Here is a 24,206-nt window from a genome sequence, read left to right as displayed (position 1 = left end):
GCTATGACCGCCATCGCTCGTATCACCCTGCTCAGTCTGGTTTTGGGGTTAAGTGCATGTGCGGTCCAGCCGCCGTCACATGAAGAGCGGTTGCCGCCGATTCCGTCATCGTACCCAGGCAGCAAACCGACGACCGCCCCTGGCAAACCGGTGACTCCGAACAAACCCGGCAAACCGCAGCCGCGCACCTCGGCGAGCTTCGCCCCACCACCGGGCGGCAACAGCCACTGGGATGCGAAACTCGGTGTCTACGTCCTCGACAACCAGCCCGACACCTTCTACCGCCAGCGCACCTACTACCGCTGGAACAACGGCTGGAGCCGCAGCATCAGCCCGAACGGGCCGTGGGAAGAGATCGACATCCACGGCGTGCCGCCAGGATTGGGCAAGCAATACAGCCAGTAACGATAACGGCGACCTTCAGGGTCGCCGTTTTTGCAGGTGGGTTCGATGAACCAACCGGCTCTCTTTCTACGCAAATCGCCGCTCGAATCAACACTCTGTAAAACAACCGTACGTCATGCATCGGCTTTTTGTGCTTGAGTAAATATAACTCTAGAGTTATTTTTATTCGGGCCGGTGCAAGGAGGCGCGTGGTGCAGAGCAGGTTATTGATCAGGGAGCTTGAGGCGACGGGTTGGAGGCTCGATCGGGTCACCGGCAGTCATCACATTTTCACCCACCCTTACAGCCCATACACGATACCCGTACCTCATCCCAAGAAAGACTTGCCGATCGGGACGGTTAAAAGCATCAGGAGGCGAGCCGGGCTTCATTACCCGGTGGCCAGTTACGCAGGAGATCCGTAATGCAATATCCAATCTGTATCGAGTGGGGCGACGAGAACACCGCCATCGGTATTCAGATCCCCGATATTCCGGGCGCCGTCACCGCGGGCGACACGTTTGAAGAGGCTTACAACGCGGCGGTTGAAGTTGCCCACATCATGCTGCAGGAGATTGCAGCCGGCGGGGATGATATTCCGATGCCAACTTCGGCAGCTGCGCATCGGAGTAACCCGGACTTTGCCGATATGGGCTGGGGCATGCTGGAGCTCGATATCGCGCCTTATCTCGGTAAAACCGAGAAGGTCAACGTGACGTTGCCCGGCTACGTTATCCAGCGCATTGACCGTTATGTGCGTGAGCACAACGTCAAGAGCCGCTCTTCCTTTTTGGCGGACGCGGCGATGGAGAAGCTGGTGCGGCATTGAGGGTTGTTCGCGGGTGGCGTTCCGATGCTCGCGAAGCTTTCATCTTGTTCCGTAGCACCTATGATTTATGTGGGCGGTCAAGCCCTCTTGTATCAGTCATTTTTCAACGTTTCATTAGTGGAAACCGGTCCCATGAAAACGATGTTTGGAAGCCTGATACGCAACATCGGCGTGATTTTCCTGAGCGGCATGCTGATCGCCACGGCTGTTATGGCCGAGGACGCACCGGGCATGCGTGTCGGCGTGCGCGGTGAAATCACCGGGGTGTCCGAAGAGGTCCTGAAAGTGCACGCCAACAGCGGCGAGAACGTGGTCATCCAGTTGACCAAGGACACCCAGGTTCGCGCCGTAACCCCGGCCAATATCGAAGACATCAAGCCCGGCAGCTACATTGGCTCAGCGGCAATACCGCAAGACGATGGCACGCTCAAGGCACTGGAAGTGCATGTGTTCCCACCCGAAATGGCCGGCACCGGCGACGGCCATCGCCCATTCGATCTGGTCAAGGGCAGCAGCATGACCAATGGCATCGTCGGCGATCTGGTGGTCAACAATGGCCGAATCCTGACCGTCAATTACAAGGGCGGCCAGCAGACCATCCTGGTGCCGGAAGACGTGCCGATCGTCAACCTGAGCCCCGCTGACCGCAGCCTGCTCAAAGTCGGGGTCAAGGTCGTGCTGTTCGCCACCCAAAGCGCCGACGGCACCCTGACGGCGCAATCGATTTCGGCCGGCAAGGATGGTGTAGCACCGCCGATGTAGAGTTTTTTTGTGAGGAATACTTCGGGCTGGTCGCCAGGCTCAAGAACCACCCCTCACCCCAGCCCTCTCCCGGAGGGAGAGGGGACTGACTGAGGTGTTCTTTCAAGTTACATCGACCTGAAAGTCCGAGTCGAACTCAGGTTTTGAAAGGCTTGGAGATCTGCTCCCTTTCCCTTCTCCCCCGTGGGGAGAGGGCTGGGGTGAGGGGTGGATTTCGGATCAGAACAGAGCATTCAGGCGCTGAGTTTTCTTAACTGACCGGTATTAACCCGCAGGTCGCCTTTTCGCTTACTGCCCGCTGTAAATCTGATCGAAAATCCCGCCATCATTGAAGTGGGTTTTCTGCACGGTGCGCCAGTCACCGAAGGTTTTTTCCACCGACAGGAAGTCGACTTTCGGGAAGCGGTCGGTGTGCTTGGCCAGTACCGCCGGGTCACGCGGGCGCAGGTAGTTGGCGGCGGCGATTTCCTGGCCTTCCGGGGACCACAGGTACTTCAGGTACTCCTCGGCGGCAGCGCGGGTGCCTTTCTTGTCGACGACTTTGTCGACCACGCTGACTGGCGGTTCGGCTTCGGCGGAGACGCTTGGGTAGATGACTTCGAACTGGTCGCGGCCGAACTCCCGGGCGATCATTTCTGCTTCGTTTTCGAAGGTCACCAGCACGTCGCCGATCTGGTTGGTCATGAAGGTGGTGGTGGCTGCGCGGCCGCCGGTGTCGAGTACCGGGGCTTGTTTGAACAGCTTGCCGACGAAGGCCTTGGCCTTGTTTTCGTCACCGCCGTTTTTCAGCACATAACCCCAGGCCGACAAATAGGTGTAGCGGCCGTTGCCCGAGGTTTTCGGGTTGGGCACGATCACCTGCACGCCATCCTTGAGCAAGTCCGGCCAGTCTTTCAGGGCTTTCGGGTTGCCCTTGCGCACGATAAATACGGTGGCGGAAGTGAATGGCGCGCTGTGGTCTGGCAGGCGCGTCACCCAGTTGTCTGGCACCAGCTTGCCGTTGTCGACCAAGGCGTTGATGTCGGTGGCCATGTTCATGGTGATGACGTCAGCCGGCAGGCCATCGATCACGGAACGGGCCTGTTTGCTGGAGCCGCCGAAGGACATCTGCAAGGTGATGTTTTCGTTGTGCTCGGCTTGCCAGTGTTTCTGGAAGGCAGTGTTGTAGTCCTTGTAGAAATCGCGCATCACGTCATAGGACACGTTGAGCAGGGTCGGTGCGGCCTGGGCCACGCTCGCGAGGGCCAGGCCAGCGGCCAGAAGTGAGGCGCCAAAGATCTTTTTCACTGCACATTCCTTTTGTTCGAGATGAAGGCAATTTGCCGTCGACTATAGCCGGGGCTACATATCCCTTTAAAGATTAAAAAGTACTTTGCTTATTCTATTTTCTTGAACAGCGCATTACCGCAGCGTGAGCAAAATGCCGCGCTGTGTTCATGCTGGTTTTTGCGGCACACCGGGCAGTCATGTTGCAGCTGTTCGCCGCGCATGGCGTTGGCCAGTTCGGCGGTAAAAATCCCGGTGGGGACGGCGATGATCGAGTAACCGGTGACCATCACCATCGCCGAGATGACCTGCCCCAAAGCGGTCTTGGGTACGATGTCGCCGTAGCCGACGGTGGTCAGGGTGACGATCGCCCAATAGATCCCTTTGGGAATGCTGGTAAAGCCATGCTCCGGGCCTTCGACCACATACATCAGTGTGCCGAACACCGTTACCAGCGTGCAGACGCTGAGCAGGAATACGATGATTTTCTGTTTGCTGCCGCGCAGGGCGTCTAGCAGGTAATGGGCCTGCTTCAGGTAGGGGAGCAGTTTGAGCACGCGAAAGATCCGCAGCATACGGATGATCCGGATGATCAGCAGGTACTGCGCGTCGCTGTAATACAGCGCAAGGATGCCAGGAACAATCGCCAGCAAATCCACCAGCCCGTAAAAACTGAAGGCGTAACGCAGCGGCCTGGGCGAGCAGTACAAGCGCAATATGTACTCGACCAGGAAGATCAGGGTAAAGCCCCACTCGATGTACGCCAGGGTGTTGGCGAAGTTCTGATGAACGTCATCGATGCTGTCGAGGATCACCACCACCAGGCTGGCGAGGATGATCAGCAGCAGCGTTTTGTCGAAGCGCCGCCCGGCCACCGTGTCGGTCTGGAAAATCATTACGTACAGGCGTTTACGCCACGTGTCGTTGCTGTCCATTCATATCGCCTTGGCCATAAATCAGCGCAGCCTAGGTTGATTCTCCGAGGTTTGGCAAGGCGCACTGTCTGTAGTTGCCTGGCGCAGCAGGCGAATACCCGAACGCAGCAACCAGCAGGCGAGGATGAACGGCGCAGTCAGGGTCGCCAGTCCCACGGCAGCGAAAGCCGGTGTAAGGAGGATCGCCAGAGCGATGCCCAGCAGCGGCAGCCAGGGTTGGCGGCGTTGTTGGCTGAAGGCGAGGGCGGCCAATGCCGGGTTGTAGCCGTAAAGGCCGAGCAATGCATCGGGAGTCTCGTTCAGGCACAAGGCGCAGAGCAGACCCGCGGCGGAACCCGTCAGTGCCCAGAGCGCGGCGCGGCGGTTGGCAAGCAGCAGACCGGCAGCGATCAACACACCCGCCAGGGGATGGTCGAGGAAGATGACTTGGCCCAGGCCTTTGAACCCGGCTCCGATCAGGTTCAGAGCATCGAGTGCCGGCAGTGGCGCAGGGGTGGAGGGGGCCGGTGCGGCAAAGCTCAGCAGTATCCAGCCCAATCCCACGAAAGGTGAAGTGTAGGCAGGCAGAAAATGCTGGTCGCGAGTGCGCTTGAGCCATTGCTGGGTGACGATCGCACTCAGGCCACCGCTGGCGAGGATCAGTGGCGGCAGCATGGCCGACCAACGAAATTGCAGGCTCAGCAAGAGGCCGAGCAAGACGCCGTTGTAGCTGAAGAGCCCGGCTTGACGATCAGCCTTGGCGTAGCCGCGACGTTGCGCAGTGAGCAAGCCGGCCACGCCACCCAACAGGGCGCCGCCGAGCAACGTCGGAGCGCTAAACAGGATGGCCAACAGGCACAGCAGACCGCACAGCGGATGGCGCTGGAGGAAAATCTGACTGAAGCCGTTGAGCAGGGCAGTGGCCCAATCGGGGCAGTGGGTGTTGAAGTGGTGTGAGGGCATTTTGAGTCTATGTCTGGTAAACCGAGGCGCCCCCATCGCGAGCAAGCTCGCTCCCACACTGGATCTGTGCCCGACACAACATCAATGTGGGAGCGAGCTTGCTCGCGATGAGGCCAGTACAGTCGCTAAATCAACGTCTCTATACGCAACGAGTTCGTTGATCCCGGCTGACCGAACGGCACGCCTGCAGTGATCAACAATGTGTCGCCGCGCTTGGCCATGCCTTGCGCCTGGGCGATTTCCAGTGCGGTGGAGCACACCTCGTCGACCTGCCGCAATCGATCGTTGACCACCGAGTGCACGCCCCACGCCACGCTCAAGCGCCGCGCGGTTTGCAGGTTCGGCGTCAGGTTGAGGATCGGCACCGCTGGCCGCTCCCGCGCCGCACGCAAACTCGAACTGCCGGACTCGCTGTAGTTCACCAGCACCGCCACCGGCAGGATGTTGCTGATCCGGCGGATTGCACAGCTGATGGCGTCCGAGGTCGTGGCTTCGGCTTTTGGCCGGCTGACATCCAGTTGCGCCTGGTAATCCGGACCGCTTTCGACCTGGCGGATGATCTTGCTCATCATCTGCACCGCTTCGAGCGGGTAATCGCCAGAAGCGGTTTCCGCCGACAGCATCACTGCGTCAGCCCCTTCGGCCACGGCGTTGGCGACGTCGGTTACTTCGGCCCGTGTCGGTGCCGGAGAGAAGCGCATCGATTCGAGCATCTGGGTCGCCACCACCACCGGTTTGCCGAGCTGACGGCAGGTGCTGATGATGTCTTTCTGGATCTGCGGCACGCTCTCGGCCGGCACTTCCACGCCCAGGTCGCCACGGGCAACCATGATCGCGTCGCTCAGTTCGGCGATTTCGCGCAGTTGTTCAACGGCCGATGGCTTCTCGATTTTCGCCATCAAAAAGGCTTTGTTGCCGATCAGCGCGCGCGCTTCACGAATGTCTTCAGGCCGCTGCACAAATGACAGCGCGACCCAATCAACACCCAGCTCCAGACCGAAACTCAGATCGCGACGATCCTTGGCGGTCAGCGGACTGAGGTCGAGCACCGCTTGCGGCACGTTGACGCCTTTGCGGTCCGACAGCTCGCCGCCATTGAGCACCGTGGTGTCGATGGCATCGGCGTACTTGGTCACGACGCGCAAACGCAATTTGCCGTCATCCAGCAACAGGTCCATGCCGGGCTCCAGCGCAGCGATGATTTCCGGGTGCGGCAGGTTGACCCGACGCTCGTCACCCGGCGTGGCATCGAGGTCCAGGCGCAGGGCCTGACCGCGCACCAGTTGCACCTTGCCCTCGGCAAACTTGCCGACCCGCAGTTTCGGGCCTTGCAGGTCCATCAGAATGCCCAGCGGGTAATTGAGCTGGCGCTCGACTTCACGGATCCACTGGTAACGCTTGGCGTGGTCGGCGTGATCGCCATGGCTGAAGTTCAGGCGAAAGATATTCACCCCGGCTTGCACCAGCTCGCGGATGTCATCGATCCCGTCAGTGGCCGGGCCAAGGGTGGCGAGGATTTTGACTTTTTTATCAGGCGTCATGTTCAGGGCTCTCGAGGATCAGGATGGCGCGGAAGTCGTTGACGTTGGTGCGTGTCGGCTCGGTGACGATCAGCCCGTCGAGCGCGGCGAAATAGCCATAGCCATTGTTGTTGTCCAACTCGTCGCTGGCGCTCAAGCCCAGGGTGGCAGCGCGGGCGTAGCTGTCCGGAGTCATGATTGCGCCGGCGTTGTCTTCGGAGCCGTCGATGCCATCGGTATCACCGGCCAGCGCGTAAACGCCGGGCAGGCCTTTGAGGCTGTCGGTCAGGCTGAGCAGGAACTCGGCGTTGCGTCCGCCACGACCATTGCCACGCACGGTGACGGTGGTTTCGCCGCCGGAGAGAATCACGCAGGGCGCCGCCAACGGCTGACCGTGCAGCACCACTTGGCGCGCGATACCGGCGTGGACTTTCGCCACCTCGCGGGATTCGCCTTCCAGATCGCCGAGGATCAACGGACTGAAACCGGCCTGGCGGGCTTTCACCGCTGCCGCTTCCAGGGATTGCTGGGGGCGGGCGATCAATTGGAAATGGCTGCGGGCCAGACTCGGATCGCCGGGTTTTACGGTTTCAGATTCAGGGCTCTGCAACCAGCTGCGCACCGATGCCGGAACCTCGATGGCGTAGCGTTTGAGGATCGCCAGGGCTTCGGCCGAGGTGCTCGGATCGGCCACTGTCGGGCCGGAAGCGATCACCGTGGCGAGGTCGCCCGGGACATCGGAAATCGCGTAGGTGTAAACCGTCGCTGGCCAGCAGGCTTTACCGAGGCGGCCGCCCTTGATCGCCGAGAGGTGCTTGCGCACGCAGTTCATCTCGCCGATGGTCGCGCCGGATTTGAGCAGGGCTTTGTTGATCGCCTGTTTGTCGGCCAGAGTGATGCCGGCTGCGGGCAGGGCGAGCAGGGCCGAACCGCCGCCCGAGAGCAGGAAGATTACCCGGTCGTCTGCGCTCAGGTTACTGACCAGTTCCAGCACCCGTTTGGCCACGGCCAGACCGGCTGCATCAGGCACCGGGTGGGCGGCCTCGACCACTTCGATTTTTTCGCAAGGGGCGCCGTGACCATAGCGGGTGACCACCAGGCCAGACACTTCACCCTGCCAGCAGCGCTCGACCACCTGGGCCATGGCTGCGGCGGCTTTGCCGGCACCGATGACGATCACCCGACCGCTGCGATCTTTCGGTAAATGGGCTTCGAGGACATGCTGCGGATGGGCCGCGTCGATGGCTGTGGCAAACAGCTCGCGCAGGAATTGTTGCGGATCGACCGACATGGCGGGCTCCCGGAATTCTTGTTATTGGGGTAGGACGACAGCGGGTGTTGCGACGCGGTCCAGTGTGGGAGCTGGCTTGCCTGCGATTCAGGCGGCGCGCTGTATCAGGTACGCCGCGGCGATTTCATCGCGAGCAAGCTCGCTCCCACAGGGGATCGAGCCAGCTTCATGCAAGGGGCTTACTTATCGCGAATCGAGAAGTTCGCCATGTGTTCCAGACCCTTGATCAGCGCCGAGTGGTCCCAGTTGCTGCCACCGATGGCGGCGCAGGTGCTGAACACTTGCTGGGTGCCTGCGGTGTTCGGCAGGTTGATACCCAGCTCGCGAGCACCGGCCAGTGCCAGGTTGAGATCCTTCTGGTGCAGGCTGATGCGGAAGCCTGGATCGAAGGTGCCTTTGATCATGCGCTCGCCGTGTACTTCAAGGATCTTCGAGGAGGCGAAACCGCCCATCAGCGCTTCACGCACCTTGGCGGGATCGGCACCGTTTTTCGAGGCGAACAGCAGGGCTTCGGCCACGGCCTGGATGTTCAGCGCCACGATGATCTGGTTCGCCACTTTGGCGGTTTGACCGTCGCCATTGCCGCCGACCAGGGTGATGTTCTTGCCCATGCTCTGGAACAGTGGCAGCGCGCGTTCGAAAGCATCGCTGTCACCACCGACCATGATGCTCAGGGTCGCAGCCTTGGCGCCGACTTCACCACCGGACACCGGGGCGTCGAGGTATTGCGCGCCTTTCTCGTTGATCTTCGCCGCGAAGGCTTTGGTCGCGGTCGGCGAGATCGAGCTCATGTCGATGACCACTTTGCCTTTGCCAACTCCGGCGGCGACGCCGTCGGCACGGAACAGCACGTCATCGACCTGTGGGGTATCCGGCACCATGATGATGATGAATTCGGCTTCCTGAGCGACTTCTTTCGGGCTCGCCAGAGCAACTGCGCCAGCGGCGACCAGGTCAGCCGGAGCAGGGTCGTGGTGCGCTGACAGGAACAGGCTGTGACCGGCTTTCTGCAGGTTCAACGCCATTGGGTGGCCCATGATGCCGGTGCCGATAAATCCGATTTTAGCCATGAGAAAATCCTCTTGTTTTTATTGCTGCTTCAAGCAAATGGGGGACGGTTTTTGGTGGGAGCGGGCTTGCTCGCGAAGGCGGTGTATCAGTCGACATCAGTTCTGAATGTCGGACCGCTTTCGCGAGCAAGCCCGCTCCCACAGGGTCTGCGTCAAATTGCGTTATGGGTTTTAAGCCAGCCCAGGCCCGCTTCAGTGGTGGTCAGCGGTTTGTATTCACAACCGACCCAGCCCTGATAACCGATGCGGTCCAAGTGTTCGAACAGGAAGCGGTAGTTGATTTCACCGGTGCCCGGCTCGTTGCGGCCCGGGTTGTCAGCCAGTTGAATGTGATTGATCTCTTCCAGGTGCGTGGCCATGGTGCGGGCCAGGTCGCCCTCCATGATTTGCATGTGGTAGATGTCGTATTGCAGGAACAGGTTGGCGCTGCCCACTTGTTCGCGAATCGACAGGGCCTGGGCGGTGTTGTTCAGGTAGAAGCCCGGGATGTCGCGGGTGTTGATGGCTTCCATCACCAGTTTGATGCCCACCGCTTGCAGCTTGTCGGCGGCATATTTGAGGTTGGCGACAAAGGTTTTTTCCACGGTGGCATCGTCGACGCCTTGTGGGCGGATACCGGCCAGGCAGTTGACTTGGGTGTTGCCCAGAACCTGTGCGTAAGCGATGGCCAGATCGACGCCGGCGCGGAACTCTTCCACGCGATCCGGATGGCAGGCGATCCCGCGCTCACCCTTGGCCCAGTCACCGGCCGGCAGATTGAACAGCACTTGGGTCAGACCGTTGGCATCCAGTTGAGCCTTGATCTCGGCGGAGCTGAAATCGTAAGGGAACAGGTATTCGACACCGCTGAAGCCGGCTTTGGCGGCCGCTTCAAAGCGGGCAAGAAAATCCTGCTCGGTAAACAGCATGGACAGGTTGGCTGCGAAACGCGGCATGGTGGTCTCCCGTTAAAGTTCTCGTTCCCACGCTCTGCGTGGGAATGCCTCATTGGACGCTCAGCGTCCGCTGTTGGGACGCGGAGCGTCCCGGGCTGCATTCCCACGCAGAGCGTGGGAACGATCATCAGGCCCGGTCAATCCAGCAACGAAATCGCCGTCGGTGCGTCGCTACCGACCAGCGCCAGGTCTTCGAATTCGTTGACGGCGTTGATCTCGGTGCCCATGGAAATGTTGGTCACGCGCTCCAGGATGATCTCGACGATCACTGGAACCTTGAACTCCTCGATCAACTGCTCGGCCTTGCGCAGGGCAGGGGCGATGCCAGCCGGTTCGAACACGCGCAACGCCTTGCAACCCAGGCCTTCGGCCACCGCTACGTGGTCAACCCCGTAACCGTTGAGTTCCGGTGCGTTGAGGTTGTCGAAGGACAGCTGCACGCAGTAATCCATGTCGAAACCGCGCTGCGCCTGACGGATCAGACCCAGGTACGAGTTGTTCACCACGACGTGGATGTACGGCAGTTTGAACTGCGCGCCCACCGCCAGTTCTTCGATCATGAACTGGAAGTCGTAGTCGCCCGAGAGTGCCACGACCTTGCGGCTCGGATCAGCCTTGACCACGCCCAGCGCTGCCGGAATGGTCCAGCCCAAGGGGCCGGCCTGACCGCAGTTGATCCAGTGCCGCGGTTTGTAGACGTGCAGGAACTGCGCGCCGGCAATCTGCGACAGACCGATGGTGCTGACGTAGCAGGTGTCTTTGCCGAACACCTGGTTCATCTCTTCGTATACGCGCTGCGGTTTGACCGGCACGTTGTCGAAGTGAGTCTTGCGGTGCAGGCTGGCCTTGCGCTGCTGGCAGTCTTGCAGCCAGGCGCTGCGGTCCTTCAGTTTGCCGGCGGCTTTCCACTCGCGAGCCACTTCGATGAACATTTTCAGTGCCAGGCCAGCGTCGGAAACGATGCCCTGATCTGGAGTGAACACGCGGCCGATCTGGGTCGGTTCGATGTCGACGTGAATGAATTTTCGGCCTTCGGTGTACACGTCGACCGAACCGGTGTGACGGTTGGCCCAACGGTTACCCACGCCCAGCACCACATCGGACTTGAGCATCGTCGCGTTGCCGTAACGGTGCGAAGTCTGCAGGCCAACCATGCCGACCATCAGCGGGTGATCGTCGGGGATCGTGCCCCAGCCCATCAGGGTCGGGATAACCGGAATACCGGTCAGCTCGGCGAATTCCACCAACAGGTCGCTGGCATCGGCGTTGATGATGCCGCCGCCGGCTACCAGCAATGGACGTTCAGCCTGATCGAGCATGGCCAGGGCTTTCTCGACCTGCTTGCGGGTTGCCGCTGGCTTGGCCAAGGGCAGTGGTTCGTAGGCGTCGATGTCGAATTCGATTTCGGCCATCTGCACGTCGAACGGCAGGTCGATCAGTACCGGGCCGGGACGGCCGGAGCGCATTTCATAGAAGGCTTTCTGGAACGCGTAAGGCACCTGGCCCGGTTCCAGAACGGTGGTCGCCCACTTGGTCACTGGCTTGACGATGCTGGTGATGTCGACCGCCTGGAAGTCTTCCTTGTGCATACGGGCGCGAGGGGCTTGCCCGGTGATGCAAAGAATCGGGATCGAGTCGGCCGAGGCGCTGTAGAGCCCGGTGACCATGTCGGTACCGGCAGGGCCGGAGGTGCCGATGCACACGCCGATGTTGCCGGCCTTGGTGCGGGTGTAACCCTCGGCCATGTGCGAGGCGCCTTCAACGTGGCGAGCGAGGACGTGATCGATGCCGCCGACCTTTTGCAGGGCGGAGTACAGCGGGTTGATTGCAGCGCCGGGAATGCCAAAAGCGGTATCAACCCCTTCACGGCGCATCACCAGAACGGCGGCTTCGATTGCTCTCATTTTGCTCATGGTTTTGTGCCTCTTTACGTTTTGTAATTGTATACAAGTGGCTTTGCGCAGAGTGTATTCACGGCGGACGGCGCAGGTCAATCCATTTTCTCAAGCGGCTGTTTCATTCGTCGGAGGGCCATAAACACTGTGGCGTTTCGTCGCATGAGCCGCATTTCGAGAATTATTGTATACAAAAAAATAATTCATTGTGTTCTATTTGTTGTATCGGGCTTCTCAACAAAAAGAAACCCAAAGGCTTTCCCATAACAAGATAAGGACGGCACCCATGAGCGCTTTAACCTTGAAAGTCGCAGTCAGCCTGACCAATCGGGCTATCGTTGCGGGGCGCAAGATCGCCGCGGCACCGCTGACCATTGCAGTACTCGATGCGGGTGGGCATTTGTTGAGCTTGCAACGCGAAGACGGCGCCAGCCTGCTTCGCCCACAAATCGCCATCGGCAAAGCCTGGGGCGCGATCGCGCTGGGCAAGGGCTCGCGGCTATTGGCTCTGGACGCGCAACAGCGCCCGGCGTTTATCGCCGCGTTGAACAGCCTGGGGCAGGGCAGCGTCGTACCCGCACCGGGCGGGGTGCTGATTCGTGATCAGGATGGGGTTGTGCTGGGGGCCATCGGCATCAGCGGCGACACCTCGGACATCGACGAGCAATGCGCGATCAGCGCCATCGAAGAGCAGGGGTTGCGGGCGGATGCGGGGGTGACGGCTTGATCTTCAGCGCCTGAACCATCGCCTTCGCGAGCAAGCCCGCTCCCACACTGGACCGTCGGTGGACACAAAATGTGTGAACACCCGAGATAAAGTGTGGGAGCGGGCTTGCTCGCGAAAGCAATCTTTCAGACACATCCAGCTAAAAGTCTGCTCCAACCCTCAAGCAATCACAGGTCTAGCCTTCTTCATGACTTGATCATGAAAGGGGGCAAGGGAATGCCGGAACGGTCTGCCTCACATCGCCTGCGCATTGGCCGCTATGCAGAGCAAAACCGGATCTATCTGCTGACAGCAAATACATTTAACCGTGAGCCTGTTTTCAGGGACTATGCCTTGGGCAGGATGGTTGTACACCAGTTCAAGCAAGCACAGGAACAAGGTATTGCCGACACCTTGGCTTGGGTAGTCATGCCTGATCACTTCCACTGGCTGATTCAATTGCACCGAGGATCGCTGGGACAATTGATGTGCCAGACGAAATCCTTGAGTACTCGATCAATCAATTCAGCGACTGGAAGATCGGGCAGTCTTTGGCAGCAGAGTTTTCATGATCACGCGCTGCGGCATGAGGAAAGCCTGGTGAAAGTTGCTCGGTATGTTGTCGCCAACCCATTACGGGCGGGACTGGTCAAGCGGCTGGGCGATTATCCATTGTGGGATGCGATATGGATTTGATCTGAAACCGAGTTGCCCCATTCGCGAGCAAGCCCGCTCCCACATTGGACCTTCGATGGACACAAAATGTGTGAACACCCCAGATCAAGTATGGGAGCGGGCTTGCTCGCGAATGAGGGCGACTCGGTCTACCTGTCCGGCTCGCAACCCTTGAGCACCAACCGAATAATGGTCTGCGCCGCCGCTTCGTAGTCGCTTTCATCCAGCTTGGCCTTGCCGGTGACGGCGGAGATCTGCCAGTCGAAGTCGGCGTAGGTCTGGGTCGCGGCCCAGATGCTGAACATCAGGTGGTTTGGGTCGATGGGGGCGATCTGGCCGCGATCGATCCAGGTCTGGATGCAGTCAATGTTGTGCTTGGCCTGGGCGTTGAGCTGTTCGACCAGGTCGGCGCTGAGGTGCGGCGCACCGTGCATGATCTCGCTGGCAAACACCTTGGACGCGAACGGCAGGTCGCGGGAAATACGAATCTTCGAACGAATGTAGCCGCTGAGCACTTCGCTCGGCACGCCGTCGGCGTTGAACGGTGTCGAGGCCTGGAGAATCGGCTCGATGATGCTTTCCAGGACCTCACGGTAGAGGTTTTCCTTGGATTTGAAGTAGTAATAGACGTTGGGCTTGGGCAACCCCGCCTTGGCCGCGATGTCACTGGTTTTGGTCGCAGCGAAGCCTTTGTCGGCAAACTCTTCACTGGCGGCACGCAGGATCAGTTCTTTATTGCGCTCGCGAATAGTGCTCATAAACCAGGTGATTCCTTGCCGATACTGGCGGTTGCGCATGGTAGCACCGGCCTCGCGCAGCGCTCAAGAATGCCGCCTGTTGCCCCTCATCGTTTGAGCCTGTCTCAGGGCTGAACAAACGGCTGGATGGCCGAGTGAATGACAGGCGCACTGCTAAAGTTCAAGTGAGCGATCAGGCCTTTTGGCCATTTCTTGTGTAAACGGCCCGGCATTCACTTCGCATCGTTGCGTTTGGTGTTCAGTCCGTTTGAGTGAGAAACCGTGGTGAGGAGCAGGCGAGGCAAATGTGCTCTGCTGATCGGGGCTGTGCTGCTGGTGTTGTTGGCCGCCGCGCTGTGGTTTTACCGCGAGAGTGGACAACACAAAGGCAAGCCGCCAGCGCCTGCCGAGCCGGTGGCGGTTGCGGCGGTGACCTTGCAGGATATACCGGTGTACATCGACGCCCTGGGGACGGTCACGCCCACCCGCAGTGTGACTGTGATAACGCAGGTCAACGGCATTCTCGCCTCGGTCGAGTTCGAGGAAGGCCAGCAGGTACGCAAGGGCCAGGTCATCGCGCGGATCGACGACCGGGCGCTGAAGGCGCAACTGGCGGTAGCCAGAGGCACGCTGGCTCATGATCAAGCGCTGTTGAGTAATGCCCAGCGTGATCTGGTGCGTTTTCGCGAACTGATCAAGATCGGTTCCACCAGCCAGCAAACCCTCGACACCCAGGCGTCCCTGGTGCAACAGCAACAAGGCACGGTCGCTGCCGATCACGGCAGTGTGCAGAACCTCGAAGTCCAGTTGAATTACTGCACCATTACCTCACCGGTCGATGGTGTGGTGGGTTTGCGGCTGGTCGATCCGGGCAACTACGTGACCGCGGCATCTACCACGGGCATTGCGCTGATTACCCAGATGCGCCCGGCGACGGTGGTGTTCGCGGTGCCCGAGGATGACTTGGCGGCGATCCACCAGGCGATGGCCAAAGGGCCGGTGACGGTGCTCGCCTACGACCGCAACAAGCACGGCCTGCTGGGGACCGGCAGCCTGCTGGCGCTGGATAACCAGGTGGACACCAGCACTGGCACGATCAAGGTCAAGGCGCAGTTCGACGACTCCGCCAATGCGTTGTTTCCCAACCAGTTCGTCAACGCCCGGCTCAAGGCCGACACGCTGAACCAGGTGCCGGTGACACCGACCACGGCGATTCAACACGGCAGCAAAGGTGACTTCGTGTTCGTGGTCAACGCCGACAAGGCCAGCCTGCGCAACATCAAGGCCGGCCCGTCGATGGGCGACGTCACGGCGATTCTCGATAATGGCCTCAAGCCCGGCGAGCAAGTGATCACCGAAGGCGCGGATAAACTTGATGATGGCTCGCCCGTGAAGGTCGTTGCCCAATGAGCAGCCGGCAGCCATGAACGTCTCGCGGCCCTTTATCGAGCGGCCGGTCGCCACCACGCTGTTGATGGTGGCGGTGTTGCTGCTGGGGATGCTGGGTTATCACTTTCTGTCGGTGTCGGCACTGCCCGAGGTCGATTACCCGACCATTCAGGTGTTTACCCAATACACCGGTGCCAGTCCGCAGGTGGTCAGCTCGTCGATCACTGCGCCACTGGAGCGCCAGCTCGGCGAGATGCCGGGGCTCAAATCGATGAGCTCCACCAGCTCCGACGGTGCCTCGGTGATTACCCTGCAATTTGATCTGGCGTTGTCGCTGGATATCGCTGAGCAAGAAGTACAAGCCGCCATCAACGCAGCCGGGACGTTCCTGCCGACGAACCTGCCGTACCCGCCGGTGTACAGCAAGGTCAACCCGGCAGACGCCCCGGTGCTGACGCTGTCGCTGACCTCCGACGTGTTGCCCCTGACCAAAATCGAAGACCTTGCCGACACTCGACTGGCGCAGAAAATCTCGCAGATCACCGGTGTCGGTCTGGTCACCATCAGCGGCGGACAGCGCCCGGCGGTGCGGGTTCAGGCCAATACCTCGGCGCTGAACAACCTGGGCCTGTCACTGGAAGAGCTGCGCACGGCGCTGGGCAATGCCAACGTCAATCAGGCCAAAGGCAACATCGATGGCAAGTTCCAGGCGTACTCGATTGGCGGCAACGATCAGTTGCAGTCGTCCGATGACTATCAGGATCTGGTGATCGCTTATAAAAACGGTGCGCCGATTCGTCTGGCGCAAATCGCCAGTTCCTTTCAGGGGCCGGAGAATCCGCGTCAGGCGGCCTGGACCGACAGCACGCCCTCGATTCTGTTGAACATCCAGCGTCAGCCCGGGGCCAACGTGATCGACGTGGTCGACCGGGTCCAGCGACTGTTGCCCAAGCTGCGTGCCAGTCTGCCCAGCACCCTGAAGGTCGCTGTACTCACCGACCGCACCCAGACCATCCGTGCTTCGGTCACCGACGTGCAGTACGAATTGTCGGTCGCGGTGGTGCTGGTGGTGCTGGTGATTTTCCTGTTTCTGCGCAAGATCCCGGCGACGGTGATCCCCGCCGTCACAGTGCCGCTGACGCTGATTGGCACGCTGGCGGTGGCGTACGCATTGGGATTCTCCCTGAACAACCTGACGCTGATGGCGCTGACCATTGCCATCGGTTTTGTGGTCGATGACGCCATCGTGATGATCGAAAACATCACGCGCTACATCGAGGCCGGAGAGCCACCCTTGCAGGCCGCGCTCAAGGGCTCGGCGCAGATCGGCTTCACCATCATTTCGCTGTCGGTGGCGCTGATTGCGGTGATGATCCCGTTGCTGTTCATGGGCGATGTGGTGGGCCGGTTGTTTCGCGAATTCGCCATGACCGTGGCGGTGACCATCATTATTTCGGCGCTGATCTCGCTGACCCTGACGCCGATGATGTGCGCGCGGATGCTCAAGCCCCGGCAGCAGGAGCGACGGGTCGACTTTTTCGACCGGATCAATGGCCATTACCTGCGCGGCCTGGATTGGGTACTGGACCATCAGGTGCTGACACTGATCTCGGTGGTGTGTACCGCGTTGCTGACCCTGTTGATGATTGTGGTGATGCCCAAGGGCTTTTTCCCCGAACAGGACACCGGACTGATTCAGGGGATCTCCCAGGCCTCACCGACCATTTCGTTCCAGCAGATGCAGCTCGAGCAGCAGCGACTGGCCGCGAGGATTTTGCAAGATCCGGCGGTCGAGAGCCTGTCGTCCTTTGTCGGCATCGACCAGACCAACCCGACGATCAACCAGGGCAACCTGCTGATCAACCTCAAGCCTCGCGGCGTGCGCGACAGCAGTGCGGCGGTGATCCGCAGGCTGTCGGATGCGAACAGCGATGACGCCGGCATTCGTCTGTACCTGCACGCCGTGCAGGACCTGACACTGGATGCCACGGTGTCGACCACCAGCTATCGACTCGGCCTGCAAGCCATCGATCCGCAGGTGCTGGCGCTGTGGACCGGAAAGCTGCTGACAGCGCTCAAGCACGAGCCGATGTTCACCGACGTGCAAAGCCAGGCGTTACAGTTCGGCAATCAGATCCAGCTGACCTTTGACCGTGCCACCGCTTCACGTCTGGGCATTACGCCGCAAGCCATCGACGATGTGCTGTATGACGCCTTCGGCCAGCGCCAGGTGTCGACCCTCTACACCCAGCTCAATCAATATCACGTGGTGCTGGCCACCGATCATCCGCCGCGCAATCTGGCCGACTTGCTCACGGGGCTTTACGTGAACATTCCGGGTGGCGGGGTGGCGCCGCTGTCGAGCATGGCCAGCATGCAAGTGGTGCGCACGCCGATCACCATCAACCGGCTCGGACAGTTTCCCTACGCCGACGTGTCATTCAACCTGGCGCCCGGCCAGACCCTCGGCGCAGCGGTGAACCGACTCAAGGACATCGAGGCGCAACTCGGCTTGCCGCCGACCGTGCAAGCGTCGCTGGAAGGTGCGGCGGCGACCTTCGAGGCGTCATTGTCCAATCAGGTGTTCCTGGTGATCGCGGCGATTGTCGTGGTGTACCTGATGCTGGGGATTCTCTACGAAAGCTTCGTGCACCCGGTGACGATCCTCTCGACCTTGCTGTCGGCGGCGCTGGGCGCGTTGCTGGCGCTGCTGATCACCGGCACGCAGTTCGACATCATTGGCTTGATCGGCATCGTGCTGCTGATCGGCATTGTCATGAAGAACGGCATCATGATGGTCGACTTTGCCCTGGAACTGCAGCGCAAGGGCGGTCTGAGCCCAAAGGCTGCGATCCGGCAGGCGGCCGAACTGCGTTTCCGGCCGATTCTGATGACCAGCATGGCTTCGTTGTTTGGCGCTGTACCCTTGGCGCTGGGCACCGGGATCGGCTCCGAGTTGCGGCATCCGTTGGGGATTACGATCATCGGCGGGCTGCTGCTCAGCCAAATGCTGACGCTGTTTTCCACGCCAGTGATTTTCCTCGCCATGCATAAACTGGAACGCCGTTTTAGTGGGCGACCTCCGGTCGTTGAAGGCTGACGGCGATGAACCTCAGCGCGCCGTTCATCCAGCGTCCGATTGCCACCACCCTGTTGGCGGCAGGGCTGGCGCTGGCCGGGATCCTGGCGTTTCTGTTGCTGCCGGTGGCGCCGTTGCCCGAGGTGGATTTTCCGACCATCAGCGTCCGTGCATCGCTGCCCGGAGCTGACCCGAGCACCGTCGCCAGCTCGGTGGCAACGCCGTTGGAGCGTCAGTTCGGACAGATCGCCGGCGTCACCCAGATGACTTCGTCCAGCACCTTGGGCGCGACCCGGATCAACCTGCAATTCGATTTGAATCGCGACATCAACGGCGCCGCGCGGGACGTGCAGGCGGCGATCAATGCGGCGCGAACCAACCTGCCGAGTGACTTGTCGGGCAACCCGACCTACCGCAAGGTCAACCCCGCCGATTCACCGATTCTGGTCATCAGCCTGACCTCGGACACCGCCACGCCGGGGCAAATGTACGATGTCGCCTCGACCCTGCTGGAGCAACGCCTGCTGCAAACCAAAGGCGTCGGCGATGTCATCGTCGGCGGCGGCGCGTTGCCGGCAGTGCGCGTTGAGCTGAACCCGGACCGGCTCAACCGCTACGGCGTCAGCCTGGAACAGGTGCGAGCGGTGATCGCGTCTTCCAACGCCAACCTGCCCAAGGGGGCGGTGGCCGTCGGGGCACAATCCCAAGGCATTGCGGCGAACGACATGCTCTACACGATGGACGATTACGCGCCGCTGGTGGTCAAGCAGCACAAGGGTGATGTGGTGCGTATTTCCGACCTCGGTTATGTGCGCGAAGACGTCGAGGACTTGCGTAATTTCGGTCTGTCCAACGGCAAGTCTGCGGTGCTGCTGGTGGTGTTCAAGCAGCCGGGGGCGAACGTCATCAGTGCCGTGGATGCGGTCAAAGCCGAACTGCCGTTCCTGCAAAGTTCGATTCCGGCGAGCATCAAACTCAATATCCTGATGGACCGCACCACCACCATTCGTGCGTCGCTGCACGATGTCGAGTTGTCGCTGATCGCCTCGATTGTGCTGGTGACGCTGGTGACGTTCGGCTTCTTTCGCGATTGGCGCAGCACCCTGGTGCCGGCCATTGCGGTGCCGTTGTCGCTGCTGGGGACCTTTGGGGCGATGTATTTCCTAGGTTACAGCCTGAACAACCTGTCGCTGATGGCACTGACTATTTCCACCGGGTTCGTGGTGGACGATGCGATTGTGGTGGTCGAGAACATCATGCGTCATCTGGAAAAAGGCGAGAGCCGTCTGCACGCAGCCCTGGTGGGCGCGCAAGAAGTCGGCTTCACCGTGCTGAGCATCAGTGTGTCGCTGGTGGCGGTGTTCATTCCATTGCTGCTGATGGGCGGGATTGTCGGCCGGCTGTTTCGCGAGTTTTCGATCACCTTGTCGGTGGCGATCATGATTTCCATGCTGATCTCGCTGACAGTCACACCGATGCTGTCCAGCCTGTTGTTGCGCACTCAGGAGCAGGCGGCGAAGGACAGCGATCAACCCGATTCGCGGTTTCACCGGTTTTACGACCGTACCCTCGGCTGGGTCATCGAGCACTCGGTGCTGATGGGCCTGCTCACGCTGTTGGTGATTGCGTTCGCCGGAGTGTTGTATGTGCTGGTGCCCAAGGGCTTTTTTCCACAGGAGGACACCGGGCGTTTGTCCGGCAGCATCGTGGCGCCACAAAGCGTTTCCTACGTGGCGATGCAACGCAGTTTCAGGGAGATCAACCAGAAGGTACTGGGCAACCCGAACGTGCTGACGGTGGGCGGTTTTGTCGGCGGTGGCGGGGCGATCAACACGGCGCAGTTGTTCATTGCCCTCAAGCCGCTGGCCGAGCGCCGGGACGGCGCCGATCAGGTGGTCGCGCAAGTGCGCCGCACCCTTGGCGAGATGCCGGGCACGCGCCTGTATTTGCAGTCGTCCCAGGACATCACCGTTGGTGGTCGCCAGAGTGGCGCGCAGTACCAGTACACGATGACCGCCGATGATCAGAGCGCGCTGGATGAATGGGTGCCCAAGGTGCTCGCGGCGTTGCATGCGTTGCCGCAACTGACCGACCTCAACACCGATCAGCAGGACAACAGTCTGCGGGCCAATCTGAAGATCAACCGCGATGTGGCGGCACGGCTCGGGGTCAGTATTTCGGCTATCGACCAGACACTGTACGACGCCTTTGGCCAGCGCCAGGTCTCGACTATTTATCGCGCAGCCAATCAGTACCACATCGTGATGGAGGTGGCGCCGCCGTACTGGAGTGACCCGGCAACGCTCAGCTCGATCTATGTGCCGGTCGGCACGCTTGCGGTGAGCCGGGGCCGCAGCGTCGTGCCGAATCTGAGTGCCAACGCCAACCCGCAGTTGGTGCCATTGTCGGCACTGGCCGATTACTCGGTGGATCGCACGGCCATTTCCATCAGCCACCAGGGCACGTTCCCGGCAGTGACTGCGTCGTTCAACCTTGCGCCTGGCGTGTCCATCGGCCAGGCCACGGCATTGGTCGACAATGCCGTGGCACAGCTGCGAATGCCCGCCAGCGTGGTCGGGCAATTCGCCGGTACGGCACAGGTGTTCCAGTCATCGGTGGCCAGCGAGCCGTTGCTGATCTGTGCAGCGTTGTTGTCGGTGTACATCGTGCTGGGCATCCTCTACGAAAACCTGACGCACCCGTTGACCATCCTGTCGACCTTGCCGTCGGCCGGTGTGGGCGCGCTGATTGCCTTGTTGTTGACCGGCACCGAGCTGTCGATCATTGCATTGGTGGGGGTGATTTTGCTGATCGGCATCGTCAAGAAGAACGCGATCATCATGATCGACTTTGCGATCACCGAACGCCGGGAGCAGGGGCTCAACGCCAAGGAAGCGATTCGCCGGGCGTGCCTGATCCGCTTCCGGCCGATCATGATGACAACGCTGGCGGCGATCCTCGGTGCGTTGCCGCTGGTACTCGGCAGCGGTTACGGCTCGGAGCTGCGTCGGCCGCTGGGCATTTCGATTATTGGCGGGCTGGTGTTCAGCCAGATGCTGACGCTTTACACCACCCCGGTGATCTACCTCTGGCTCGATCGGGCGTCCCGGCGCCTGGGGAGGCGTGAATGAGCAGTGAGCGCAAATCCCTTGTAGTCGCTGGCGAAGCCTGCGTTCGATCGCGTAGCGGTCGCCAAAAGGCTGACGGCGACTTCGTCCCCGAACGCAGGCTTCGCCAGCTGCTACAGGTCAGCGGCGTCGTGCTTTGGGTGGTACTTGGCGGTTGCATGGTCGGTCCGGATTATCAAAAGCCAGCCATCGAATTGCCGATGAGCTTCAAGGAGGGTGCGCAATGGCAGCGTGCGCAGGCCAATCCGCAGGGTGCGCTGGACAGCCAGTGGTGGCTTTCATATCAGGACCCTATCCTCAACGATTTGATTGCGCGTTCAGCCAGGGCCAACCAGTCGATCATCGCCGCCGAAGCGGCCTATCGCCTGGCACAGGCCCAAGTGGCGTCGAGCCGGGCCGGGCTGTGGCCGACAGTGGGCGTCGGGTTGTCCGGATCGCGGGGTGTTGGCGCAGGCGGCAGTAGCAGCACTGGCGCCAGTACTTCATCTGGCAGCAGTGCTGGCGGTGTCGTGCAAACGGTCAGTGCCACGTTGAGCGCCAGCTGGGAGCCGGATCTGTGGGGCCTGGTGCGGCGCGGCATCGAGTCGAGTCAGGCGTCGGCCCAGGCTTCCGATGCATTACTGGCGGGCGTGCGCCTGTCCATCAGCGCCAGTGTCGCCAGTAACTACCTGGGCTTGCGCCAACTGGATATTGACGTCGGTCTGTTGCAACAGCAGCAGGCGATCAATCAGCAGTTGCTGACGATGATTCAGGTGCAGACCGTGCAAGGCACCGCGACCAACGATCAATTGCTGATCGCCCAGGATCAACTGACCAGCGTGGTCGCGGCCTTGCAAACCGCACAGCGTTCGCGCGAGCAGTTCGAGCATGCGCTGGCCGTGTTGGTGGGCGTGGCGCCAGCGCAATTCAATCTGCCGCCCACCGTGAACTATAGCTTCGTGCTGCCCATGCCGCCGCTGAGCCTGCCATCGAGTCTATTGCAGCGCCGTCCCGATGTAGTGTCTGCCGAGCGTGCGGCAGCGGCGGCGAATGCGAAGATCGGCGTGGCCGAGGCGGCGTTTTTTCCGACGCTGAATTTGACCGGTCAGGTCGGCTATCGCGGTACGGCGCTGGGTGGCCTGTTCAGCGTGCCGAACCGGGTCTGGACCCTCGGCCCGGCGCTGGCTGAAACCCTTTTCGAGGGTGGTGCCCGGGAAGCCGCGGTGCAGCAGGCGCGGGCCAGTTACGATCAGGATGTCGCGAACTATCGCGGTACGGTGCTCAGTGCGTTGCAAAACGTTGAAGACAACCTCTCGGCGATCAATCACCTGCATACGCAGGCCCAGGCCTTCGAGCAGATCTACCAGCGCAACCGGCAATTGTTTGGCAGCCAGGAGGCGCAAAAGCGCGCAGGCACTGTCAGTCAGCAAACCGTTCTGACCCAGCAGTTGGTCCTGCTGCAAGCCGAGCAGAACCTGCGCGATACCCAGGGTTTGCTGAGTCAGGGAAGTGTCGCGTTGTTCCAGAGCCTGGGCGGAGGCTGGCAGGTGCAGTCGACAGCTCAAACCGATCATTGAGGTGTCTCGCTTCCCCCGCGCCGGGCGCGTTATGCTCCGCGCACTTTTTATTTGTGTAGGGAAGCTTTACCCATGGCTGGAAGCAGTTTGCTGGTGTTGATCGACGATATCGCCGCCGTACTCGACGATGTCGCGCTGATGACCAAGATGGCCGCGAAGAAGACCGCCGGCGTACTCGGCGACGACTTGGCGCTCAACGCCCAGCAGGTATCCGGTGTCCGCGCCGAGCGGGAAATTCCGGTGGTCTGGGCCGTGGCCAAGGGCTCGTTTCGCAACAAACTGATCCTGGTGCCGTCAGCGCTGGCGATCAGTGCATTCGTTCCGTGGCTGGTCACGCCGTTGTTGATGGTCGGTGGGGCCTACTTGTGTTTCGAGGGCTTTGAAAAACTTGCCCACTCGTTTTTGCACAGCAAGGCTGAAGATCAGGCAGAACATGCGCAGTTGGTTGAAGCCGTCGCTGATCCGGCGACAGATCTGGTGGCATACGAGCAGGACAAGATCAAAGGCGCGGTGCGCACCGACTTCATCCTTTCGGCTGAAATCATAGCTATCACCCTCGGCACCGTGGCAGGTGCAACGCTGATGCAGCAGGTGATTGTGGTGTCAGGCATCGCTATCGTCATGACCATCGGCGTTTATGGCCTGGTGGCGGGCATCGTCAAGCTCGACGACCTTGGCCTGTGGCTGACCCGCAAGCCCGGGCAAATGGCCAAAAGCATCGGCGGCGCCATCCTGCGCGCCGCGCCATACATGATGAAAAGCCTCTCGGTGATCGGCACGGCGGCGATGTTCCTGGTCGGCGGCGGGATCCTGACCCATGGCGTGCCGGTGGTGCATCACTGGATTGAAGGTGTCGGCGCCGGTGCCGGTGGTGCCGGGTTTATCGTGCCGACGTTGCTCAACGCAGTGGCAGGGATTATTGCCGGTGCGGTGGTATTGGCGGGTGTGATGGTGGCAAGCAAAATCTGGAAAGCAGTCAAAGGCTGAAGCCTGAACACTATCCAAAGGCATCAAATCTCAAATGTGGGAGCGAGCTTGCTCGCGATAGCGTTCTAACCATCAACATTGATGTTGAATGTTATGCCCTCATCGCGAGCAAGCTCGCTC

General features: G+C 60.6%; 20 protein-coding genes. 11 read left to right on the top strand and 9 right to left on the bottom strand.

What is annotated here, in order from left to right; translation table 11 throughout:
- Positions 1-3: 3 nt before the first annotated feature.
- From AC1DIG_RS18365 to AC1DIG_RS18350, 4 genes are all read left to right on the top strand, one after another.
- Positions 4-405, top strand: a complete 402-nt coding sequence (locus AC1DIG_RS18365) for a hypothetical protein (protein ID WP_477768434.1) — start codon at positions 4-6, stop codon at positions 403-405.
- Positions 406-596: 191 nt separating this feature from the next.
- Positions 597-809, top strand: coding sequence for a type II toxin-antitoxin system HicA family toxin (locus AC1DIG_RS18360; protein ID WP_477768433.1), 213 nt, complete (start codon positions 597-599; stop codon positions 807-809).
- Positions 809-1,213: a type II toxin-antitoxin system HicB family antitoxin gene (locus AC1DIG_RS18355; protein WP_019692346.1), complete on the top strand. Its 405-nt coding sequence runs from the start codon at positions 809-811 to the stop codon at positions 1,211-1,213. The genes AC1DIG_RS18360 and AC1DIG_RS18355 overlap by 1 nt, the downstream gene beginning before the upstream one ends.
- Positions 1,214-1,345: 132 nt before the next feature.
- Positions 1,346-1,975 carry a DUF5666 domain-containing protein gene (locus AC1DIG_RS18350; protein WP_477768432.1) on the top strand — a complete coding sequence of 210 codons (630 nt, stop codon included), beginning with the start codon at positions 1,346-1,348 and terminating at the stop codon, positions 1,973-1,975.
- Between the two features lie 288 nt (positions 1,976-2,263).
- Here AC1DIG_RS18350 and AC1DIG_RS18345 read toward each other — a convergent pair whose 3' ends face one another.
- The 8 genes from AC1DIG_RS18345 to gcl form a co-directional block, all read right to left on the bottom strand.
- Positions 2,264-3,262, bottom strand: coding sequence for a sulfate ABC transporter substrate-binding protein (locus AC1DIG_RS18345; protein WP_477768431.1), 999 nt, complete (start codon positions 3,260-3,262; stop codon positions 2,264-2,266).
- 89 nt (positions 3,263-3,351) lie between these two features.
- Positions 3,352-4,176 (bottom strand): ion transporter, encoded by an 825-nt coding sequence (locus AC1DIG_RS18340; RefSeq protein WP_477768430.1) that lies wholly within the window; start codon positions 4,174-4,176, stop codon positions 3,352-3,354.
- A 21-nt stretch (positions 4,177-4,197) separates the two neighbouring features.
- Positions 4,198-5,118, bottom strand: coding sequence for an urea transporter (locus AC1DIG_RS18335; protein ID WP_477768429.1), 921 nt, complete (start codon positions 5,116-5,118; stop codon positions 4,198-4,200).
- Between the two features lie 125 nt (positions 5,119-5,243).
- Positions 5,244-6,659 carry a pyruvate kinase gene (gene pyk, locus AC1DIG_RS18330; protein WP_477768428.1) on the bottom strand — a complete coding sequence of 472 codons (1,416 nt, stop codon included), beginning with the start codon at positions 6,657-6,659 and terminating at the stop codon, positions 5,244-5,246.
- Positions 6,649-7,929, bottom strand: a complete 1,281-nt coding sequence (locus AC1DIG_RS18325; protein ID WP_477768427.1) for a glycerate kinase type-2 family protein — start codon at positions 7,927-7,929, stop codon at positions 6,649-6,651. The genes pyk and AC1DIG_RS18325 overlap by 11 nt, the downstream gene beginning before the upstream one ends.
- 179 nt (positions 7,930-8,108) lie before the next feature.
- Complete coding sequence (locus AC1DIG_RS18320) at positions 8,109-8,999, bottom strand: 2-hydroxy-3-oxopropionate reductase (protein WP_123585383.1); 891 nt, start codon at positions 8,997-8,999, stop codon at positions 8,109-8,111.
- Between the two features lie 152 nt (positions 9,000-9,151).
- Positions 9,152-9,934 (bottom strand): hydroxypyruvate isomerase, encoded by a 783-nt coding sequence (gene hyi / locus AC1DIG_RS18315; RefSeq protein ID WP_477768426.1) that lies wholly within the window; start codon positions 9,932-9,934, stop codon positions 9,152-9,154.
- A 137-nt stretch (positions 9,935-10,071) separates the two neighbouring features.
- Positions 10,072-11,847: a glyoxylate carboligase gene (gene gcl, locus AC1DIG_RS18310; protein WP_477768425.1), complete on the bottom strand. Its 1,776-nt coding sequence runs from the start codon at positions 11,845-11,847 to the stop codon at positions 10,072-10,074.
- Positions 11,848-12,115: 268 nt separating this feature from the next.
- Between gcl and AC1DIG_RS18305 the strand changes: the two genes are divergently transcribed.
- Together AC1DIG_RS18305 and AC1DIG_RS18300 are read left to right on the top strand one after the other, a co-directional pair.
- Entirely contained in the window at positions 12,116-12,556 is a 441-nt protein-coding gene (locus tag AC1DIG_RS18305) for a GlcG/HbpS family heme-binding protein (protein ID WP_123585380.1), read from the top strand.
- Between the two features lie 216 nt (positions 12,557-12,772).
- Positions 12,773-13,231 carry an REP-associated tyrosine transposase gene (locus AC1DIG_RS18300; protein WP_477768455.1) on the top strand — a complete coding sequence of 153 codons (459 nt, stop codon included), beginning with the start codon at positions 12,773-12,775 and terminating at the stop codon, positions 13,229-13,231.
- Between the two features lie 128 nt (positions 13,232-13,359).
- Here AC1DIG_RS18300 and AC1DIG_RS18295 read toward each other — a convergent pair whose 3' ends face one another.
- The gene (locus tag AC1DIG_RS18295) at positions 13,360-13,968 is read right to left on the bottom strand and encodes a TetR/AcrR family transcriptional regulator (protein ID WP_071551234.1); all 609 of its coding nucleotides are present in this window, start codon (positions 13,966-13,968) and stop codon (positions 13,360-13,362) included.
- Positions 13,969-14,229: 261 nt separating this feature from the next.
- Between AC1DIG_RS18295 and AC1DIG_RS18290 the strand changes: the two genes are divergently transcribed.
- From AC1DIG_RS18290 to AC1DIG_RS18270, 5 genes are all read left to right on the top strand, one after another.
- Positions 14,230-15,357: an efflux RND transporter periplasmic adaptor subunit gene (locus AC1DIG_RS18290; protein ID WP_477768424.1), complete on the top strand. Its 1,128-nt coding sequence runs from the start codon at positions 14,230-14,232 to the stop codon at positions 15,355-15,357.
- 13 nt (positions 15,358-15,370) lie between these two features.
- On the top strand, positions 15,371-18,436 hold the full coding sequence (locus AC1DIG_RS18285; RefSeq protein ID WP_477768423.1) for an efflux RND transporter permease subunit: 3,066 nt from the start codon (positions 15,371-15,373) through the stop codon (positions 18,434-18,436).
- A 5-nt stretch (positions 18,437-18,441) separates the two neighbouring features.
- A complete protein-coding gene (locus AC1DIG_RS18280) occupies positions 18,442-21,546 on the top strand; it encodes an efflux RND transporter permease subunit (RefSeq protein ID WP_477768422.1) in 3,105 nt (1,034 codons plus the stop codon).
- Entirely contained in the window at positions 21,543-23,099 is a 1,557-nt protein-coding gene (locus AC1DIG_RS18275) for an efflux transporter outer membrane subunit (protein WP_477768421.1), read from the top strand. Before AC1DIG_RS18280 ends, AC1DIG_RS18275 begins: the two co-directional genes overlap by 4 nt.
- A gap of 72 nt (positions 23,100-23,171) precedes the next feature.
- Positions 23,172-24,086 (top strand): DUF808 domain-containing protein, encoded by a 915-nt coding sequence (locus AC1DIG_RS18270; protein WP_477768420.1) that lies wholly within the window; start codon positions 23,172-23,174, stop codon positions 24,084-24,086.
- The last annotated feature ends 120 nt before the right edge of the window (positions 24,087-24,206 follow it).

The organism is Pseudomonas sp. 05N431, assembly GCF_056397005.1.
This window is presented reverse-complemented; position numbering and strand designations above follow the sequence as displayed.

Coding starts and splice junctions, on each gene's coding strand:
- AC1DIG_RS18365 (WP_477768434.1), top strand. CDS start 4: ATGACCGCCATCGCTCGTATCACCCTGCTCAGTCTGGTTTTGGGGTTA.
- AC1DIG_RS18355 (WP_019692346.1), top strand. CDS start 809: ATGCAATATCCAATCTGTATCGAGTGGGGCGACGAGAACACCGCCATC.
- AC1DIG_RS18350 (WP_477768432.1), top strand. CDS start 1,346: ATGAAAACGATGTTTGGAAGCCTGATACGCAACATCGGCGTGATTTTC.
- AC1DIG_RS18340 (WP_477768430.1), bottom strand. CDS start 4,176: ATGGACAGCAACGACACGTGGCGTAAACGCCTGTACGTAATGATTTTC.
- AC1DIG_RS18335 (WP_477768429.1), bottom strand. CDS start 5,118: ATGCCCTCACACCACTTCAACACCCACTGCCCCGATTGGGCCACTGCC.
- pyk (WP_477768428.1), bottom strand. CDS start 6,659: ATGACGCCTGATAAAAAAGTCAAAATCCTCGCCACCCTTGGCCCGGCC.
- AC1DIG_RS18325 (WP_477768427.1), bottom strand. CDS start 7,929: ATGTCGGTCGATCCGCAACAATTCCTGCGCGAGCTGTTTGCCACAGCC.
- AC1DIG_RS18320 (WP_123585383.1), bottom strand. CDS start 8,999: ATGGCTAAAATCGGATTTATCGGCACCGGCATCATGGGCCACCCAATG.
- hyi (WP_477768426.1), bottom strand. CDS start 9,934: ATGCCGCGTTTCGCAGCCAACCTGTCCATGCTGTTTACCGAGCAGGAT.
- gcl (WP_477768425.1), bottom strand. CDS start 11,847: ATGAGCAAAATGAGAGCAATCGAAGCCGCCGTTCTGGTGATGCGCCGT.
- AC1DIG_RS18305 (WP_123585380.1), top strand. CDS start 12,116: ATGAGCGCTTTAACCTTGAAAGTCGCAGTCAGCCTGACCAATCGGGCT.
- AC1DIG_RS18300 (WP_477768455.1), top strand. CDS start 12,773: ATGCCGGAACGGTCTGCCTCACATCGCCTGCGCATTGGCCGCTATGCA.
- AC1DIG_RS18295 (WP_071551234.1), bottom strand. CDS start 13,968: ATGAGCACTATTCGCGAGCGCAATAAAGAACTGATCCTGCGTGCCGCC.
- AC1DIG_RS18285 (WP_477768423.1), top strand. CDS start 15,371: ATGAACGTCTCGCGGCCCTTTATCGAGCGGCCGGTCGCCACCACGCTG.
- AC1DIG_RS18280 (WP_477768422.1), top strand. CDS start 18,442: ATGAACCTCAGCGCGCCGTTCATCCAGCGTCCGATTGCCACCACCCTG.
- AC1DIG_RS18275 (WP_477768421.1), top strand. CDS start 21,543: ATGAGCAGTGAGCGCAAATCCCTTGTAGTCGCTGGCGAAGCCTGCGTT.
- AC1DIG_RS18270 (WP_477768420.1), top strand. CDS start 23,172: ATGGCTGGAAGCAGTTTGCTGGTGTTGATCGACGATATCGCCGCCGTA.